Annotated in this window: 19 protein-coding genes and 1 riboswitch; of the genes, 5 read left to right on the top strand and 14 right to left on the bottom strand. The window is 55.1% G+C overall.

What is annotated here, in order from left to right:
- Window positions 1–6: 6 nt before the first annotated feature.
- The 7 genes from kdpA to LBW88_RS22400 form a co-directional block, all read right to left on the bottom strand.
- On the bottom strand, window positions 7–1,686 hold the full coding sequence (gene kdpA / locus LBW88_RS22430) for a potassium-transporting ATPase subunit KdpA (protein ID WP_224934304.1): 1,680 nt from the start codon (window positions 1,684–1,686) through the stop codon (window positions 7–9).
- Window positions 1,686–1,775, bottom strand: coding sequence for a K(+)-transporting ATPase subunit F (kdpF, locus tag LBW88_RS22425; RefSeq protein WP_100701897.1), 90 nt, complete (start codon window positions 1,773–1,775; stop codon window positions 1,686–1,688). Before kdpF ends, kdpA begins: the two co-directional genes overlap by 1 nt.
- Before the next feature lie 108 nt (window positions 1,776–1,883).
- A complete protein-coding gene (locus tag LBW88_RS22420; RefSeq protein WP_224934303.1) occupies window positions 1,884–3,047 on the bottom strand; it encodes an HD-GYP domain-containing protein in 1,164 nt (387 codons plus the stop codon).
- Between the two features lie 187 nt (window positions 3,048–3,234).
- Complete coding sequence (locus tag LBW88_RS22415; protein ID WP_224934437.1) at window positions 3,235–3,567, bottom strand: HigA family addiction module antitoxin; 333 nt, start codon at window positions 3,565–3,567, stop codon at window positions 3,235–3,237.
- A 42-nt stretch (window positions 3,568–3,609) separates the two neighbouring features.
- On the bottom strand, window positions 3,610–3,918 hold the full coding sequence (locus tag LBW88_RS22410) for a type II toxin-antitoxin system RelE/ParE family toxin (RefSeq protein ID WP_182056595.1): 309 nt from the start codon (window positions 3,916–3,918) through the stop codon (window positions 3,610–3,612).
- A gap of 189 nt (window positions 3,919–4,107) precedes the next feature.
- Complete coding sequence (locus LBW88_RS22405; RefSeq protein ID WP_414004109.1) at window positions 4,108–5,067, bottom strand: 2-hydroxyacid dehydrogenase; 960 nt, start codon at window positions 5,065–5,067, stop codon at window positions 4,108–4,110.
- Window positions 5,048–6,442, bottom strand: a complete 1,395-nt coding sequence (locus LBW88_RS22400; protein ID WP_224934301.1) for an MFS transporter — start codon at window positions 6,440–6,442, stop codon at window positions 5,048–5,050. Before LBW88_RS22400 ends, LBW88_RS22405 begins: the two co-directional genes overlap by 20 nt.
- A 504-nt stretch (window positions 6,443–6,946) precedes the next feature.
- On the opposite strand from LBW88_RS22400, the gene LBW88_RS22395 reads away from it, so the two are divergent.
- Window positions 6,947–7,861, top strand: a complete 915-nt coding sequence (locus LBW88_RS22395; RefSeq protein ID WP_224934300.1) for a sugar ABC transporter substrate-binding protein — start codon at window positions 6,947–6,949, stop codon at window positions 7,859–7,861.
- Between the two features lie 125 nt (window positions 7,862–7,986).
- On the opposite strand, the gene LBW88_RS22390 is transcribed toward LBW88_RS22395, so the two are convergent.
- A complete protein-coding gene (locus LBW88_RS22390) occupies window positions 7,987–8,481 on the bottom strand; it encodes a GNAT family N-acetyltransferase (RefSeq protein WP_224934299.1) in 495 nt (164 codons plus the stop codon).
- Window positions 8,482–8,543: 62 nt separating this feature from the next.
- Here LBW88_RS22390 and LBW88_RS22385 point away from each other — a divergent pair, with 62 nt between their 5' ends.
- On the top strand, window positions 8,544–10,376 hold the full coding sequence (locus tag LBW88_RS22385) for an ABC transporter ATP-binding protein (protein ID WP_224934298.1): 1,833 nt from the start codon (window positions 8,544–8,546) through the stop codon (window positions 10,374–10,376).
- Here the strand turns inward: LBW88_RS22385 and LBW88_RS22380 are convergent.
- The 3 genes from LBW88_RS22380 to LBW88_RS22370 all read right to left on the bottom strand — a co-directional run bounded on the left by LBW88_RS22380 (window position 10,373) and on the right by LBW88_RS22370 (window position 12,197).
- Window positions 10,373–11,497 (bottom strand): GNAT family N-acetyltransferase, encoded by a 1,125-nt coding sequence (locus LBW88_RS22380; protein ID WP_224934297.1) that lies wholly within the window; start codon window positions 11,495–11,497, stop codon window positions 10,373–10,375. The genes LBW88_RS22385 and LBW88_RS22380 overlap by 4 nt on opposite strands.
- Before the next feature lie 165 nt (window positions 11,498–11,662).
- Window positions 11,663–11,992: a type II toxin-antitoxin system RelE/ParE family toxin gene (locus LBW88_RS22375; RefSeq protein ID WP_224934296.1), complete on the bottom strand. Its 330-nt coding sequence runs from the start codon at window positions 11,990–11,992 to the stop codon at window positions 11,663–11,665.
- A complete protein-coding gene (locus LBW88_RS22370) occupies window positions 11,961–12,197 on the bottom strand; it encodes a ParD-like family protein (RefSeq protein ID WP_034819879.1) in 237 nt (78 codons plus the stop codon). Before LBW88_RS22370 ends, LBW88_RS22375 begins: the two co-directional genes overlap by 32 nt.
- Before the next feature lie 191 nt (window positions 12,198–12,388).
- On the opposite strand from LBW88_RS22370, the gene LBW88_RS22365 reads away from it, so the two are divergent.
- From LBW88_RS22365 to LBW88_RS22355, 3 genes are all read left to right on the top strand, one after another.
- On the top strand, window positions 12,389–13,288 hold the full coding sequence (locus LBW88_RS22365) for a LysR family transcriptional regulator (protein ID WP_224934295.1): 900 nt from the start codon (window positions 12,389–12,391) through the stop codon (window positions 13,286–13,288).
- Between the two features lie 99 nt (window positions 13,289–13,387).
- A complete protein-coding gene (locus LBW88_RS22360; RefSeq protein ID WP_224934294.1) occupies window positions 13,388–14,329 on the top strand; it encodes a glutathione S-transferase family protein in 942 nt (313 codons plus the stop codon).
- An 11-nt stretch (window positions 14,330–14,340) separates the two neighbouring features.
- On the top strand, window positions 14,341–14,946 hold the full coding sequence (locus tag LBW88_RS22355) for an alpha/beta hydrolase (RefSeq protein ID WP_224934293.1): 606 nt from the start codon (window positions 14,341–14,343) through the stop codon (window positions 14,944–14,946).
- Here LBW88_RS22355 and LBW88_RS22350 read toward each other — a convergent pair.
- The 3 genes from LBW88_RS22350 to LBW88_RS22340 form a co-directional block, all read right to left on the bottom strand.
- Window positions 14,943–15,740, bottom strand: a complete 798-nt coding sequence (locus tag LBW88_RS22350) for a sugar phosphate isomerase/epimerase family protein (protein ID WP_224934292.1) — start codon at window positions 15,738–15,740, stop codon at window positions 14,943–14,945. The two genes, LBW88_RS22355 and LBW88_RS22350, sit on opposite strands and share 4 nt — an antisense overlap.
- A 119-nt stretch (window positions 15,741–15,859) precedes the next feature.
- Window positions 15,860–16,237, bottom strand: a complete 378-nt coding sequence (gene crcB / locus LBW88_RS22345; RefSeq protein ID WP_100701912.1) for a fluoride efflux transporter CrcB — start codon at window positions 16,235–16,237, stop codon at window positions 15,860–15,862.
- A gap of 90 nt (window positions 16,238–16,327) precedes the next feature.
- Window positions 16,328–16,403: riboswitch (Fluoride riboswitch) on the bottom strand.
- A 41-nt stretch (window positions 16,404–16,444) separates the two neighbouring features.
- On the bottom strand, window positions 16,445–16,615 hold the full coding sequence (locus LBW88_RS22340; protein WP_224934291.1) for a hypothetical protein: 171 nt from the start codon (window positions 16,613–16,615) through the stop codon (window positions 16,445–16,447).
- Window positions 16,616–16,693 lie beyond the last annotated feature (78 nt).

Here is a 16,693-nt window from a genome sequence, read left to right as displayed (position 1 = left end):
ATTCCGTTATCCCTGAATTAATTGCAGATGTTCCGCCACCGGGCCGAGTGCCAGCGCGGGGATAAAGGTCAGTGCCCCCACCAGCAATACAGTGCCAATCAGCAGCGCGATAAACAGTGGACCGTGGGTCGGTAACGTACCGTTGCCCACCGGCTGGATCTTCTTCGCCGCCAGCGAACCGGCAATCGCCATCACCGGAATGATGATGCCGAAGCGTCCCACCAACATGCAGAAGGCCAGCAACAGGTTCCAGAACGGGGTGTTGGCGCTCAAACCGGCAAAAGCACTGCCGTTGTTATTGGCTGCCGACGAGACGGCATACAGCACTTCGCTAAAGCCGTGGATGCCAGGATTCGCCATACCGGCGCGCCCTGCATCGGTCATCATCGCCAGCGCGGTGCCCAGCAACACCAGGGTGGGCGTCACCAGAATCGCCAGTGCGGTCATTTTCATCTCCCACACGTCGATTTTTTTACCCATGTACTCTGGTGTGCGACCAATCATCAGGCCAGCGATAAACACCCCGAGCAGCACGAACAGCAGCATGCCGTACAACCCAGCACCGACGCCGCCGAACACCACTTCACCCAGCTGCATCAGCCACATCGGCACCATGCCGCCCAGTGCAGTAAAGGAGTCATGCATGGCATTCACTGCACCGCAGGAGGCCGCCGTGGTGATCACAGCAAACAGGCTGGAGTTGAGAATGCCAAAGCGCGTCTCTTTGCCTTCCATATTGATGGCGCTGTCTGCACCGAGCGTCAGGAAGTGCGGATTACCGCGCAGTTCTGCCCACATGACGGTGACGACCGCCAGCACAAACATGATGGTCATCGCCCACAGCAGCATGTGGCCCTGACGACGGTCGCCCAGATGCTGACCAAAGGTGAAGCACAGCGCGGCCGGGATCAGGAAGATACTCAGCATCTGCACAAAGTTGGTCAGCGCAGTCGGGTTCTCAAACGGGTGGGCGGAGTTAACGTTAAAGAAGCCCCCACCGTTGGTGCCGAGCATTTTTATCGCTTCCTGCGAAGCCACCGGACCGAGCGGCAGCGTCTGTCGCGCCCCCTCCAGCGTGGTGAGTGCGTGATAAGGCTCAAAGGTCTGGATGCTGCCCTGATAAACAAAGAACAGCGCGATCAGCAGGCTGATTGGTAACAGGACATACACCGTGATGCGCGTCAGGTCGCGCCAGGCGTTGCCGAGCGTCGCCAGCGAGCGATTGGCAAAACCGCGGATCAGCGCAAAGGCCACCGCAATACCGGTCGCCGCCGACAGGAAGTTCTGCACCGTGAGACCGGCCATCTGGCTGAAATAGCTCACCGTGCTTTCGCCCGCATACGCCTGCCAGTTGGTGTTGGTAACAAAGCTGACGGCAGTGTTGAGCGCCAGATCCCAGCTCAGATTTGGCAAGTGTTGTGGGTTGAGCGGCAGCGATCCCTGCAGCATTAAAATCGACAGCAGCAAGATAAAACCGAGCGCGTTGAACAGCAGAATCGCCAGCAAGTAGTGCGGCCAGCGCATTGCCTCGCCATCAGCACCGGCCAGCCGCCACAGCACCCGCTCCGTGCGCGGCAGCAGTGGTTTGTCGGCCACCAGCACCGCAAGAAAACGCCCCAGCGGTTGTGCCAGCACCATCAACACCAGCAGATAACCCGCAATCAGTAAAAACGCATTCGCAGCCATCAGAATGCCTCCGCATTAAGCAGGGCATAAATCAGGTAGCCCAACAGTATAAAGACCAGCACGATGCCGGCAATCACGCCCACGCTCACAGCAACCTCCAGAGGATTTGGTAGTGCTGCAAGCATGCGCGGCGCGGTATAAAGAAGGGGTAAAAAGGCGGGAATCCGGCGTAAAGAAAGTATAAAAATGCTGTCGAATTAGGCGGTTTCCAGTGCCCAGATGCGATTAAGGTCGACGTTCTGCCACAGGCCACTGTCCTCGGCACCGGTAATGCTGTCAGTGCAGAATGAATCACCCAGATCCAGCTCTTCCGGCTTCAGTTCACGCTGGGCGTGTAGCGACCAAAACACATGCACTTTGGGTTTCAGTAATGATTTTTCACCGGCCTGCACCACCAGCGCCACGCGCCCGGATGCCAGTCTTACCAGCGATCCCACCGGATAAATGCCGATGGTGCGCACGAAGGCGTGCAACAGCGTGTTGTCGAAGTGACCGCGCCAGCTCAGCATGTTGTGCATGGCTTCGGCGGGCGTCCAGCCTTTGCGATAGGGGCGAGTAGAGGTCACGGCATCATAGACATCGCACACCGCGGCCATGCGCGCAAACAATGAGATTTCCTCCCCTTTTAACTTGTGGGGATAACCGCTGCCGTCGACTTTTTCGTGGTGATGCAGTGCAATATCCAGCAGGTCTTCTCCTGCATCGGCCTCCATCAACATCTGCGCACCAACAATCGGGTGCTCGCGCATGATGGTGAACTCCTCGTCGGTGAGCTTGCCGGGTTTGTTGAGGATTTCCAGCGGCACCGCCGATTTCCCCACATCATGCAGCAAACCGCCCATGCCCACGCGCCGCTGCTGGTGCTCATCGAGCCCCATTTTTTTGCCTAGCGAGATCATCAAGCCGCACACCGCCATCGAGTGCAAATAGGTGTAATCGTCGTGATTTTTCAGCCGCGCCACGCTAAGCAGTGCAGTGGGTTCACGGGTAATCGACCCGGCAATTTCGTCCACCAGGTCCATTGTATAGTCGAGGTCCAGCCCCTGCCCCATACGGGCTTCGTTGAACATCGCCAGCACCTGCGGCTTGCCCTGATTGAAGATGGTTTGCGCCTGATCCAGCTCTTTGAAAAACGACGTTTGCGGAATGGCTTTTTTCGGCGCAGGTTTGGCAGGTGCCTGCACCGACTTATCAATGTCGATCCAGATCTGCTGGATCCCTTCGTTGCGGATCATGGAGATCTGGCGTTTATCAGTGATCAGCATTTGGTTGCGAATGCGTTTGTCCTTGAGCCACCAAACCTCCAGTTTGTGGATGAACATTCCCTGACGCAGTTCGTCAACGGTAATCAGCTTTATCACGATATCTCTCCTTAATATCAGTGGATGGTAAGGAGAGGTATCGGCAGCTGAGCAAATAATCTTCAGGAGTGATTTGTGCGATCTGTGAAGGGGGAAGTGATTTGGATGAGTGCAATAAATTCGTAGCGCTACGCCTATCTGTGCACATTTGTAGCGGAACGATGCATCACATAATGGCTGGAACTAATTAGGCAACCTGAATACCGCGCTGTGCCATAAAAGTGCTCAAAGGCGTGACACGACTTAATTCTTCTTGCATGCGGGCATCGTTTTCAACCTCCCATTGGTCCTGATAACGCTGCAGGTTGAGCCAAAAATCAACGGAAGTATCAAAAACGGCCGCTAAACGGTATGCCATCTCGGTCGTCAGTTTGCGATTGTTATTGACCATCGCGCTGGCGGTGTTTCTGTGCACATTCAGCATTTCAGCCAGGTCATTCACTTTGAGGTGAAGGGGTTCGAGGAACTCGTATTGCAGCACATCACCAACACTGGTGGGTTTACGTTTTGCCTGATTCATTTTTGGTTCTCTTTGCTGGTAATTTTCGTCCACGTGCAGTGGTTATCGGTGATTTTTGTAACGGTGCGGATCGAGATAAAGATCGCTAGCCTCGCCATTCATCCAGCGAAATATGAGTCGATATTGCTCATTAACGCGGATGGAGTAATAACCCAGCAAAGGGGGCTTCAGGGCTTCAAAACAATTTCCAGGCGGCGATCGCAGATCATGATGCGTTTTAGCGGCATTGATGATATCGAGTTTACGCGCGAGCGCGGATTCAATGGTTTTGGGGAGACACCTGTGCGGTAAGGCATAAATAAAAAACTGCTCAAGCCAATCATCCCGAAAATGTCTAATTGCACCCTTCATCTGCTTCCCTGCCTGAAAATAAATCAGGCAGGCAAGTTACTTCCAAAACGCACAGCAACCAAGTGCAATATTTAACATTATAAAGAATGTTCCAGCTGGATTACAAAATTATTTTGAAATTAAGGAAAACATCATGAGAACTGTGAGCGTCTTAGCATTAAGCAGCCGCTACGATTGCCCGTAAAGAAGCTACACCACCCGCGTTAACACCGCTTCACCCTGCGAAAACGCCAGCAGGTTTTCAAACACCAAATCCGCCATCGCCGCCATGGTTTCATGGGTGCTGCTGGCAAGATGCGGGGTGATCACCACATCATCACGCTTCAGCAATTCGGCAGGCACCGCCGGTTCATGCTCGAACACATCCAAACCGGCACCTGCAATCTCACCGGCTTGGAGCGCCGCAATCAACGCCTGCTCATCCACCACGCTGCCACGCGCAATGTTGATTAAAAAGCCTTTCGGCCCCAGCGCACGCAACACCTCAGCATTCACCAGATGATGCGTGGCGGCTCCGCCCGGTATGGTCAGCACCAGAAAATCAGCCTGCTTTGCCAGTGACAACAGCGAATCGTGGCGCGTATAGGGCACATCCGGGCGCGATCGTGGATTAAAGAAATGCACATCCATATCAAATGCCTGTGCGCGTTTTGCCAGCTCTTTCCCGATGCCGCCAAGCCCGACAATCCCGCACACTTTACCGCCCACTTTGGTGGTCAGCGGGTAGCGGCCTTTCGCTTGCCACTCACCAGCGCGCACATAACGATCCGATGCGCTGATACGGCGCGCCACGTCCAGCAGCAGCGCCATGCCGGTATCGGCTACGCAGCTGTTCAGTACTCCCGGCGTATTGGTCACCACGATGCCACGCGCTTCGGCGGCGGCAATGTCTATCGCGTCATAGCCCACACCGTTACTGCAAATCACTTTCAGGTTGGGCAACTGCGCCAGTAGCTCCGCATTCGCCCCCATTAAGGCATTACCGCTGGTCACCAGCGCATCGATGCTGGCACCGTGCTCGGCCAGCCAGGCGGCCTGATCCTCCTGCTGCCATAAACGCGAGGTGGTGAAGTGCGCATCCAGATTATCCTGCAGTCGCGGCGGCAACAGCGGCCCTTTTAGCAATACGTTAAACAGCTTTGATCCCATCATGTTTCCCCTGAGTTTCGTAGGATGTTGCAGACGAATCCTGCTCGTTGCCGACACGTTCAATCGGCCCCATTACCAGCAGGAACAGCAGCGCCGCGACGATGCAGTGCGCGCCAACGAACACCAATCCAATGCTATAGCTGCCGGTCAAACCGACGATGATGCCGAACAGCAGTGGTGTGATAAATCCGGCCATATTGCCAATACCATTGAAGATCGCGCCCGCCAGACCTACGGCCTCTTTCGGTGCGGTATCGCTGACAATGGTCCAGGTCCCTGCGCCCGCCGCCACGCCTTTGCCAAAGAAGGCAAACGACATAATGGCGATAATGCCGGCATTGGTCGGGATCACCGCGGCCAGAATCAGTGAGGCCGCCATCAACATCCCGACGATATACGGCGTTTTGCGCGCCCACGACAGGCTCCAGCCGCTGGCCAGTAACTTGTCAGAGATGTAACCGCCGCTGATACCGCCGACAAAGCCAAACAGCGCCGGGGCGATGGTGGCAAAGCCCGCTTCCATGATGTTCATGCCGCGAGCCTGCACCAGATAGATCGGGAACCAGGTGATGAAGAAGTAGCTAAGTGCGATGATGCAGTATTGCCCGATATAGGCGCACCACAACATGCGATTGCTGAGCAGGGTTTTGAACATCGCTTTGCTGAGCGGTTGACGTGCTTTGAGGGTTTGCGCCGAGTCGATATCCACCAGCGCGCCGCCCTCTTCAATGTATTTCAACTCTGCAGCTGACACATGCGGATGTTGTTTGGGACTGCGCATATACCAGCTCCATACGAACACCGCCAGCACGCCAATGCCACCCAGCACAAAAAACGGCCACTCCCAGCCGAAGCGCGACACCAGCCAGCCGGATAGCGGCGAGAAGATGGCGACTGCAAAGTACTGCGCCGAGGCAAACAGTGACGATGCCCGGCCACGTTCAGCGCCGGGAAACCACATGATCACGGTACGGGCGTGGGCCGGAAAACTCGGCGCTTCAATCAGCCCAAGTGCAAAGCGCAGCACAAACATCAGCGTCAGCGCCATGGTCATGCCGCTGGAAAACTCGCCGATAAATCCCATCAAAATGGTGGAAACCGACCACAGCGCCAGCGTCACGCCATAGACTTTTTTGGTGCCGAAACGGTCGAGGAAAATCCCACCGGGGATCTGGCCGATCACATAGGCCCAGCTAAACGCCGAAAGGATCAGACCCAACTGGATCGCCGACAGGCCGAACTCATCTTTGATCGCCGATCCTGAGATCGACAGGATCGAACGGTCGGCATAGGCCACGACGGACAGGAACAGGATCAGACAGAGGATCCAGATACGCACATGACTGTTCTGATTGCGGTTTTTGCTTTGTAACATGGCTGAACCCCTTGATGGAGGAGCATCCTGCCCCGAAGCGATGATGTGCAGGAATACCGCTTTAATTTCACTGTTTAGCCACTATAGAGAGCCAGATACATGCTGGTCATTGTGCGGATGGAGGAATCCGCGCGGTTAATTTGCGCTGGTTTTGGCATCTGCCACAAAGCAGGGTGCGGCGCTGCACAGAACCTTAAATAAGCCGATGCTTTTGCACCGGAATGTGCGCCAGCTCTGAGAAAAAGCTTCGCAACATCACTATGAGGCTGCAAATCATCTTCCGCCCGCTCGCCATATGAAGCCGCAAAGCACTATGCACCGGCTCGTCAAATGAGGCTGCTGAGCATCATGCACCCGCGAGCAAAGTGTGCGCTTCACTGCAAAATCCAATCATGCCGATTGTCAGCGCGAAAGCCGCCTCGTAGTCTGAAAATGATTTCAATGATCCATTTTTATTATCATTGAAACATTCATTCTAATAACAAGCTTACCCTGGAGTCCGCGATGAAAACCCTCAAGGCGATACTGTTGCTTGGCCTGCTGTCCAGTTCTGCCTCGGCTTTGGCTGAGAAAATCGGCGTATCGATGGCGTATTTCGATCAGAACTTTTTAACCATTATTCGCCAGTCGATTGATAAAGAAGCCAAAGCGCGTGGGCTTGATGCGCAGTTTGAGGATGCACGCGGTGATGTTGGCCGTCAGACCGATCAGGTGCAGAGTTTTATCGGAGCAGGCGTTGACGCCATCATTGTCGATCCGGTGGATTCTGCCAGCACGCCACAGCTGACCAAGCTGGCGCAGCAGGCGAAGATTCCGCTGGTGTATGTGAATCGCACGCCGGGGGATAAGACTCTGCCTGCGGGAGTGGTGTTCGTCGGTTCTGATGAACGCGAATCTGGCACGCTGCAGATGGAAGCGCTGGCGAAAATGGCCAACTACAAAGGCAATGTGGCGATCATGATCGGTAACCTCACCGACGCGGGCGCACTGCAACGCACCAAAGATGTCGAGCAGGTCGTCGCGAAATATCCGGGCATGAAGGTGGTACAGAAGCAGCCCGCGAATTATGCGCGTAATGAAGGCATGGATCTGATGCTCAACTGGATCGGCAACGGCGAAGCGATTGATATCGTCGCGGCCAACAATGATGAAATGGCGATTGGTGCCGCGATGGCACTGGCTAAGAGCAACAAGAAGATTCTGGTGGGTGGTATTGATGCCACGCCGGATGGCCTGAAAGCCATGGCGCAGGACAAGATGCAGGTCACCGTGTTCCAGGACGCGATCGGTCAGGGCAAAACATCGGTGGATGTGGCGCAGAAGCTGATCAAAGGCGAGAAAGTGGATTCACATGTGTGGATCCCGTTTGAGCTGGTGACCAAAGAGAATATGCAGAAGTATGTGGAGAAGAGTCAGTAAGGTGTTCACGGTCGCCATAAATGGCGACCCTACACCGTAGGGTGCGCATTTATGCGCACCTGGCAAAACACCGCACAAGACGTAATGACGCATTTATGCGCACCTGCCCATAAACGGCACAAAGCTCACTCCCGCAGTTTCGCCATCACCACGATGTCGTGATACTCGCCTTCACGCAGACAGGCTTTACGCTTGATGCCCTCTTGCTCAAAACCGAGGCGCTGATACAAACGCAACGCACGCGCATTGTCATGGAACGCTTCCAGCTCAATGCGCACCACGCCGAGCCAATTAAACGCATAGTCGATAGCGTTACGAATCAGTTTCTCGCCAATACCCCGCCCGCCAAACGCCGGATCGACGCTGATACCGAAACTGATGCTATGACGTGTACGTGGGCGCTGTTCAACGAACAACGTCAACTCGCCCACCATTTGCCCGTCAATCTCCGCCACAAAGCCGATATAGCCTGCCGCGTCCATGTTCTCAAATTTTTTCTGCCAGGTTTGTACGCTGGGAAACGGCAGCTGCGTGGTCCAGCGATAGACCTCAGGGTGGCTGTAGAGGCGTTGATAAGCGGCAGCATCGGTTGGTTCGCGACCGCGAATGATCAGATCCATGTCAGTAATCCCTTTCACTTGCACTAAGCTGTTAACTCTCACCAAACGGAAAGAGTGACTTTATGTTGTATCGTCGTTTTGAACGTTTTATCAATATTTTCCAGGATGCACCAACCGATTCTCCACCCTCCAGCGTCTGGCCGTTTTACCTCTACTATCTGCGTCAGGTGTGGCCGAGTTTTGTCGCGCTTTTGATCGTCGGACTGGCCCAGGCACTGATTGAGGTGGCACTGTTCAGCTATCTCAGTCGCATCATCGATCTGGTCAATCACTCAACGCCCGCCACGCTGTTTACCGACAACTGGCAGGTGCTGCTGTGGATGGGATTTGTTGCGCTGATTCTGCGGCCAATTGTCATCGCCGCGCACGATATGCTGGTGCATCAAAGCATTAACCCGAGCATGACCAGCATGATCCGTTGGCAGCATCATAACTACGTGCTGCGTCAGAGCCTGAACTTCTTCCAGAACGATTTCGCCGGGCGCATCGCTCAGCGCATTATGCAGACCGGCAACTCCCTGCGCGATTCTGCGGTTCAGCTGGTGGACGCCATCTGGCATGTGGTGATTTACGCCGTCACCTCACTGGTACTGTTCGCCGAAGCCGACTGGCGTTTGATGATTCCGCTGATCATCTGGATTGTCGCGTATAGCGTATCGCTGAGCTTCTTTGTGCCGCGCGTGAAGCAGCGTTCGGTGGTCTCTTCCGAGGCGCGCTCCAAGCTGATGGGCACCATCGTCGATGGCTACACCAATATCGCCACCATCAAACTGTTCGCGCACAACGATCTGGAAAAACGCTACGCGCGTGAGGCGATTCAGGAACAGACCGACAAAACCCAGCACGCCAGCCGCATGGTCACCACCATGGACATCACGCTGTCGACGCTGAATGGTCTGCTGATTGTCAGCACTTCTGGCCTGGCACTGTGGCTGTGGAGCCAGTCGCTGATCAGCGTCGGTGCGATTGCCTTAGCCACCGGTCTGGTGATCCGTTTAGTGAACATGTCCGGCTGGATCATGTGGGTAGTGAACGGCATCTTTGAAAACATCGGCATGGTGCAGGATGGCTTGAACACCATCGCGCAGCCGCTCAGCGTGCAGGATGAGCCGCAGGCGAAAAACCTGAAGGTGACGCAAGGTCAGATCCGCTTCGAAGATGTTCGCTTTGATTACGGCGGCAGCCGCCAGGTAATCAACCGTCTCAACCTGAATATCAAACCGGGCGAGAAAATCGGTCTGATTGGGCCATCCGGCGCGGGTAAATCGACAATGGTGAATCTGCTGCTGCGTCTTTACGACATCAACGGTGGGCGCATCCTGATTGACGATCACAACATCGCCGAAGTGACGCAGGAGAGCCTGCGCAGCCAGATTGGCATGATCACTCAGGATACTTCGCTGCTGCACCGTTCGATTCGTGAAAACCTGCTGTACGGACGCCCGAACGCCACTGAAGACGAGCTGCAGGCGGCGATTATCCGCGCCCGCGCCGATGAGTTCATTCCGCTGCTGTCCGATCCGCAAGGGCGTACCGGGCTGGATGCGCATGTTGGTGAGCGCGGGGTGAAATTGTCAGGCGGTCAGCGTCAACGTATCGCCATCGCCCGCGTGCTACTGAAAGATGCACCGATTCTGATCATGGATGAGGCCACCTCCGCGCTGGATTCCGAAGTCGAAGCGGCGATTCAGGAAAGTCTGGAGACCTTGATGCAGGGCAAAACGGTAATTGCCATCGCGCACCGTCTTTCTACTATCGCTAAAATGGATCGACTGGTGGTGCTGGACAAAGGCGAGATTGTTGAGATGGGTAACCACCGCGAACTGCTGGCGCATAATGGACTCTACGCGCGCCTGTGGCAGCATCAGACCGGTGGTTTTGTCGGCGAGGATTAATCGCCGCGTCGATACGGCAGGGCTTCGCGCGCTTCAATGGCATAGGCGCGAATCCCTGCCCGCTCCTGCACTAAATATTCTTCTACGGCTTCGCGCAATCCCGGATGGCACAAGTAGTGCCACGAGTGAGTGATCTGCGGTTCGAAGCCGCGCACCAGTTTATGCTCGCCCTGCGCTCCCGCATCAAAACGCTGCAATCCTTCCGCAATGGCAAAATCCATGCCCTGATAGAAACAGCTTTCAAAGTGCAGGCGATCGAACTCCGCCAGACAGCCCCAGTAACGCCCATACAGCGAATTGCCATCCACCAAATAGAACGCCATGGCCGCCGGATGCCCCTGCAGCGTGGCGATCACCACGCGAATGGATCGCGGCATGCGTTCGGCCAGCAGGCTGAAGAACTGCCGCGTGAGATAGGGCCGCTGCCCGCGCACCGCATAAGTGTTGGCGTAACAGGTATAGACAAAATCCCACTGATCTTCTTGCAGTTCATCACCGCGATACCAGTTGAACTCAAAGCCGCTGCTCGCCACCTGCTCGCGCTCTTTGCGCAGCTGTTTACGCTTGCGCGACATCAGCGTGTCGAGGAAATCCTGAAAATCGCGATAGCCTTTGTTGTGCCAGTGATACTGGATGCCGAGACGCGCCAGCCAGTCAGGTTGCTGCTCCATCACATCGTTGGCGAATGGCGTGGTGAAATTGATGTGCGCGCCGCTCAGGCCGTGTTGCAGCAGTTCATCGGGCAACGCTGCGAGCAGCTGGTTGATGGCGGCTTGCTCACCCAATAAACGCGCACCAGTAACCGGGCTGAACGGAATCGCCCCCAGCCATTTTGGATAGTATGGAATGCCGGCGCGGTGACAGGCATCAGCCCACGCGTGATCAAAGACGTATTCACCTTGCGAATTGCGTTTGCGATAGCCCGGCAGCGCGGCGCTCAGCACGCCATTTTCGCGCCACAGCAGGTGATCCGGCTGCCAGCCGTTTTCCGGCCGCACGCTGCCACTCTCTTCCAGCGTGAGCAGAAAGGCATGGCGTAAAAACGGTTGATCGTCAGGTAACAGCGCATCCCATTCGAGGGCGGAAATCTCCGCCAGCGATGACAGGTGAAGCAAAGACATGCATGGCTCCCGGCCAGCTTAAGGCGAACAGCTAGTTCAACAGGTTTTGTTGCGGGGGAAAAGAGGGGGCGCACTGAATGTGCATCGGCCATCTATTGGCATGAATCCCGCCGAGGGGAGTTTGGATTGGAAAGTACGCTTCCACTGCTTAGGGAAGCGACTCTGTTAGCCGATGAGTTTCAGGTCGTTTTTACGATGTTGCTTCTGGTCGTCATAGTAATTTTCGTGCGTACCGAGGCTCAGAAGATAGATTTCCAGTCTCTGATCGACCCAACTGTAACCCAATAGATATTGCTGCTTGCTCAGGTAAAACTTGTGCACCCAGAGATAGCTCAGGTCGCCCTTTTTGCGTTCACCAATCTCTGGGTTGGCAATAATGCGGTCAATCTCTTGATCAACGCCATCCTGATCCAGTTCTGTCAGGCGGTTAAAAGCCTTCTCAAAACGGCGGGTCTGATAAATCTCAACTTCCTGTCCGGTCTTTTCTGCGCACATATTTTTTGACCTTGCCGTTATCCATTTCTGCTTTAGCCAGTAAGATTTCGTTGATGAATGAGAAGGTCAGATCGGGATTATCCTCTGCGATGCGACCAATCTTCGCCCAATGTTCAATCTGTTTTGGCACGCTGCGGCTCATAGCTTCTGCATGTGTTTTCACATCTTCAACAAAATCATCGTCTAAGCGGACGCTGGTTGCCATATTTAAACCTCTTGTTGTCGTCACCCGATACGTTGTTGTGAGGGGGTTCCATTGATACGTCATTGCCAGACGTGCAATAGATGAGATTGTGCGACATATTGTCGCATTTAGCAATCATTGATAGCGGCACGATTTACCGTGCTTTGATAACGAATGTGTATACTCACCTTTTCCGCTGAGCAGGAACCGCCATGGATCGTCTTGATTGTGACCGCATGTTCGTTGCGGTGCTGGAAGTGGGCAGTTTTGCCGGGGCGGCGGAGCGACTGGGCACCAGCAGCGGTCAGGCGTCCAAGCTGGTTTCACGGCTGGAGCAGGAACTTGGCGTGCAGTTGTTTAAGCGCAGCACGCGAGCATTGTCAGCCACTGAAGTAGGCCGCGCCTATTACGAACGGGTAAAAACCCTGCTGGATGCCTTCGACACGCTCGATGCCACGGTACGCGAAAATGCCACCACGCCGACCGGCCGCTTAAAAATCAGCGCACCCGGCACCTTTGGTACGGCGGTGCTCGCCAGCGTATTAGTAGCATTTGCCCGTCACTATCCGCTGATTGAGCTGGACGTTAACTTCTCGGATCGCGCGGTGAACATCGTCGATGAAGGCTTCGATATGGCAATTCGCATCGGCAAGCTGGATGACAGCAGCCTGATCGCACGTCGTCTGGGCGACGTACCGATTCGCGTAGCCGCTTCGCCGGGCTATCTTCTGCAGCACAACACGCCGCAACACTGGCGCGACCTGGCGACGCATCAATGTATTAGCGACACCAATTTCCGCGATCCGTGGCACTGGCCGTTTGTCACGCCGTGCGGAGACAGCGTTTCCATGCCGATTCGCGGTCGCCTGTGTTTCTCCAACACAGAAGCCTGTTTACAAGCCGCCATCGCCGGATTGGGCATCGCACGTCTGCCCGGTTTTATCGCCGCACCCGCGTTGCAGCGCGGGGATATCGTCTCGTTGCTCGATAATTTCGCCACGCCGCCGATGGGCTTGTTTGCACTCTATCCGCCCGCTCGCCATCTGGCGCAGAAGACCCGCTTACTGATCGATTTCCTCGCCGATCATTTCCAGCAGCATCCTCCCGGCTGATTCCTTCCAATTTGGAAGTAATGAAAGCCATTTTGCCCGGATTATCACCTAACCAGCAGCGCGGTATGCTCACTCCATCACCAGAGAGGAGTCGAGCATATGTTGGTCAACGGTAAGTGGAGCGCAGAGTGGCACCCGGTTCAAGCCACCGATAAACAGGGCGGATTTGTCCGTCAAACGTCCAGTTTTCGCCACTGGATCACCGCAGACGGCTCCAGCGAGTTTGCCGCCGAGCCGGATCGCTATCATCTGTATGTCGCGCTAATCTGCCCGTGGGCTTCACGCACGCTGGTGGCACGCAGTCTGAAAGGACTGGAGAAAGTGATCAGCGTATCAGTGGTAGAGCCGCAACTGGGTGCGCAGGGCTGGCACTTCGGTGACTATCCGGGATCCGACCGTGACTGGCTCAACAAAGCCGAGTACATCCACGAGATTTATACCCGCGCTGATGCTGACTTCACCGGCCGCGCGACCGTGCCGGTGCTGTGGGATAAGAAAACGCAGACCATTGTGAACAATGAGTCAGCTGACATCCTGCGTATGCTCAACAGCGGTTTTGGCGATCTGGCGGACAACAGCCTCGATCTTTATCCGGAGGATCTGCGCACAGAGATCGACGCGATCAACGAATCGATCTATCCACGTCTCAACAACGGCGTCTACCGCACCGGCTTTGCCACCACGCAGGTGAGCTATCAGCAGGCGTTTAATGATGTGTTCAGCCAGTTAGACGAACTGGAACAGCGTCTGAAAGATGGCCGCACTTTCCTGCTGGGCGAGCGCCTCACCGAAGCCGATATCCGTTTGTTCGTGACGCTGGTACGTTTTGACGTCGCCTATCATGGCCTGTTCAAATGCAACCTGCGCCGTCTGCGCGACTATCCGCTGCTCGATCGCTATCTGAAGAGTATGCTGGCAGTTTCGGGTGTGCGTCAGACAGTGAATATCGACCATATCAAACAGGGCTACTATTCGATTAAGGCGCTGAACCCGAACGGGATTGTGCCGGCGGGCCCGGATATGGCGGATTACGGACTTTAAGGAGCAGGACGATGGCAAAAGCGTTGGTGATTTTTTTACATGGTGTGGGCAGTAATGGCGACGATCTGGCAGGGCTCGGCCAGCATTGGGCCAGCCTGCTGCCGGATGTGGCTTTTGCCTCGCCGAACGCGCCCTATCCCTTTGAACATGCGATGGGTTATCAGTGGTTTAGCCTGACGGGTATTACTCCACAAAACCGTCCGGCGCGGGTGCGTGAAGCGCGGGCAGCGTTTGATGAAACCGTGCAGCAACTGATGGCGCAGCACGACATGGCGGGCGCGTGGGATAAAGTGATTCTGGTGGGCTTTTCTCAGGGCTCGATCATGGCGCTGGATGCGCTGGCATCTGGCCGTTATCCGCTGGCAGGCGTGGTGGCGTTTTCCGGTCGGTTGTCTTTTGAAGGTGCATTAACACCCAACCCGCAGACCCCGGCCCTGCTGATTCACGGCAAAGTGGATGACGTGATTCCGTTCGGCGAGAGCGAATCTGCGGTTGAGCGCCTGCAAGCGGCGGGCGTGACGGTGGAAGCGCGCTTTGAGGCCGCCACCGGACACACCATCTCCTCACAAGGTGCGATGCAGGCGGTAACGTTTATCGCTCAATGTCTGCAGGATTAAGGCCAGTAGCGATTCAATGCGCGCCAGGCTTTTTGCGCGGCCACTTCCGGCGGCTGCGCTTTTAGCCCATCGTTAAACACTTCAATACCGACCGGACCACGATAGCTGGCACTTTTCAGCTTATCGACAAAGCGTTCCACTTCAATAATGCCGTCGCCAGGCAATAAACGCTGGTGACGCGCAAAATCGCTTAACGCGCCCTTATCCTGCGGTGGCATCTCCGCCATATCGCACAGTTGCACTTCATAAATACGATCGGCTGGAATGCCATCCAGCTGCGAGGCATCGCCGCCCAAAGCACAGATGTGGAACAGATCGACCACCAGTCCGATATTCGGTTGGTCCAGCCGCTGCAAGCGTTCCCACGCCAGCGGCAGAGTGTTATCGACGCTGCACCACGCCATCGGTTCGTACATGATGCGCATGTTATAGCGTGCGGCCTCTGAGGCCATCCAACGCAGATCTTCATCGATACGCTCAGGCACACAATCTTCACGTGTGGTTGCGGGTGCCTGAATGGTATTGCAGCCAAGGGATTGCGCTATCTGAATAAACTGTCGCAGTTCTTCGCGCTTCTGCAGACGTTCGCGATCCGGCGTACCGGTAAAGTCGCGCAGCACCTGCAGATTGGTAAAGCCAAGATTTAACTGTTTGGCCAGCTCTGGTGTGCTGGCCTCGACATCTTCCCGCCAGATTTCAACCTGCTCAAAACCGGCCGCCTGTGCGGCACGCAACTTCTGCTCAGGTTCACCGTTTAACAACACCAGGTTAAGGAATTTGGGGTTACTTTGCATCAACGGGCTCCCTAATCGTCCGGATAAATCGGTGACAGGTTCTGCTTGTCACGCAAACAGAACACCGACCAGTATCTACCTCTTAGGAGTTATTTCAAGCCCGTGATGCGCCGGGGTTTTTAACCCAGCAAGTTGACCACGGCAAAACCGGCGAAGGTCATCAGCAGTGAGCCAATCACATGCACCATCACGCTCGACATTGCCCACAGGTATTTACCAGTTTGCAGCAAGCCGACAATTTCCGCTGAGAAGGTAGAGAAGGTGGTTAAGCCGCCGCATAAACCGGTGACGATCAGCAATTTCCAGAAGGGGTCAATATGCGGATTACGGACAAAGAACGCCAATGCGGCACCGATGATAAACCCGCCAACCAGATTCACCATAAGTGTGCCCGGAGGCAGATTTGGGAATAAGGCATTGAAACGAAGGGAAATTAGCCAGCGCAGCGAGCAGCCCACAGCACCACCGAGCACAACAGCCAATAACGACTTCACCATAATTTGGAGCTCCTGAAATGAGTTACGCGCAGGGCCGCGGCAGGACAGAAAAACGCCTGACACACCGCCGTCTCCCGCGCAGGGATACGAGTGTTGTCAGGCGTCATCAGCCGTCTGTTTCCAGAACGGCGGTTGGGGAAGGTGGCACGCCATCACCTTAGCGGCACGATAATACGCTGGCGCAGCGGGGGTGACAATATTGAAGAGCTAACCCGTCGTGACCTGGATAAGGTCTTTCAACAACTCTTCGCGCGTCATTCCCATATTTGCCACTTTATCTTTCTCTGAGAGAGCAAGTAAGGTGAGTAAAGCACAGAGTTCTTGATAACGCTGGCCTTGACCTGATGGCGCAATAAATATCAGCGATTTTATTATCATGCTTACTCCTGATTAATTTTCGCGTTTATAGCACATTCATCATCTTGATATTTTTGCTTCACTTCCATTAATACAAAA

Origin of the sequence: Pantoea sp. alder81 (genome assembly GCF_020179835.1) — a bacterium.
Taxonomy (GTDB): Bacteria; Pseudomonadota; Gammaproteobacteria; order Enterobacterales; family Enterobacteriaceae; genus Pantoea.
The sequence above is the reverse complement of the archived record's forward strand: the minus strand, read 5'-3'. Positions and strand labels throughout refer to the sequence as shown.

Coding starts and splice junctions, on each gene's coding strand:
- kdpA (WP_224934304.1), bottom strand. CDS start 1,686: ATGGCTGCGAATGCGTTTTTACTGATTGCGGGTTATCTGCTGGTGTTG.
- LBW88_RS22415 (WP_224934437.1), bottom strand. CDS start 3,567: ATGAATCAGGCAAAACGTAAACCCACCAGTGTTGGTGATGTGCTGCAA.
- LBW88_RS22410 (WP_182056595.1), bottom strand. CDS start 3,918: ATGAAGGGTGCAATTAGACATTTTCGGGATGATTGGCTTGAGCAGTTT.
- LBW88_RS22405 (WP_414004109.1), bottom strand. CDS start 5,067: ATGGGATCAAAGCTGTTTAACGTATTGCTAAAAGGGCCGCTGTTGCCG.
- LBW88_RS22400 (WP_224934301.1), bottom strand. CDS start 6,442: ATGTTACAAAGCAAAAACCGCAATCAGAACAGTCATGTGCGTATCTGG.
- LBW88_RS22395 (WP_224934300.1), top strand. CDS start 6,947: ATGAAAACCCTCAAGGCGATACTGTTGCTTGGCCTGCTGTCCAGTTCT.
- LBW88_RS22390 (WP_224934299.1), bottom strand. CDS start 8,481: ATGGATCTGATCATTCGCGGTCGCGAACCAACCGATGCTGCCGCTTAT.
- LBW88_RS22385 (WP_224934298.1), top strand. CDS start 8,544: ATGTTGTATCGTCGTTTTGAACGTTTTATCAATATTTTCCAGGATGCA.
- LBW88_RS22380 (WP_224934297.1), bottom strand. CDS start 11,497: ATGTCTTTGCTTCACCTGTCATCGCTGGCGGAGATTTCCGCCCTCGAA.
- LBW88_RS22375 (WP_224934296.1), bottom strand. CDS start 11,992: ATGTGCGCAGAAAAGACCGGACAGGAAGTTGAGATTTATCAGACCCGC.
- LBW88_RS22370 (WP_034819879.1), bottom strand. CDS start 12,197: ATGGCAACCAGCGTCCGCTTAGACGATGATTTTGTTGAAGATGTGAAA.
- LBW88_RS22365 (WP_224934295.1), top strand. CDS start 12,389: ATGGATCGTCTTGATTGTGACCGCATGTTCGTTGCGGTGCTGGAAGTG.
- LBW88_RS22360 (WP_224934294.1), top strand. CDS start 13,388: ATGTTGGTCAACGGTAAGTGGAGCGCAGAGTGGCACCCGGTTCAAGCC.
- LBW88_RS22355 (WP_224934293.1), top strand. CDS start 14,341: ATGGCAAAAGCGTTGGTGATTTTTTTACATGGTGTGGGCAGTAATGGC.
- LBW88_RS22350 (WP_224934292.1), bottom strand. CDS start 15,740: ATGCAAAGTAACCCCAAATTCCTTAACCTGGTGTTGTTAAACGGTGAA.
- crcB (WP_100701912.1), bottom strand. CDS start 16,237: ATGGTGAAGTCGTTATTGGCTGTTGTGCTCGGTGGTGCTGTGGGCTGC.
- LBW88_RS22340 (WP_224934291.1), bottom strand. CDS start 16,615: ATGATAATAAAATCGCTGATATTTATTGCGCCATCAGGTCAAGGCCAG.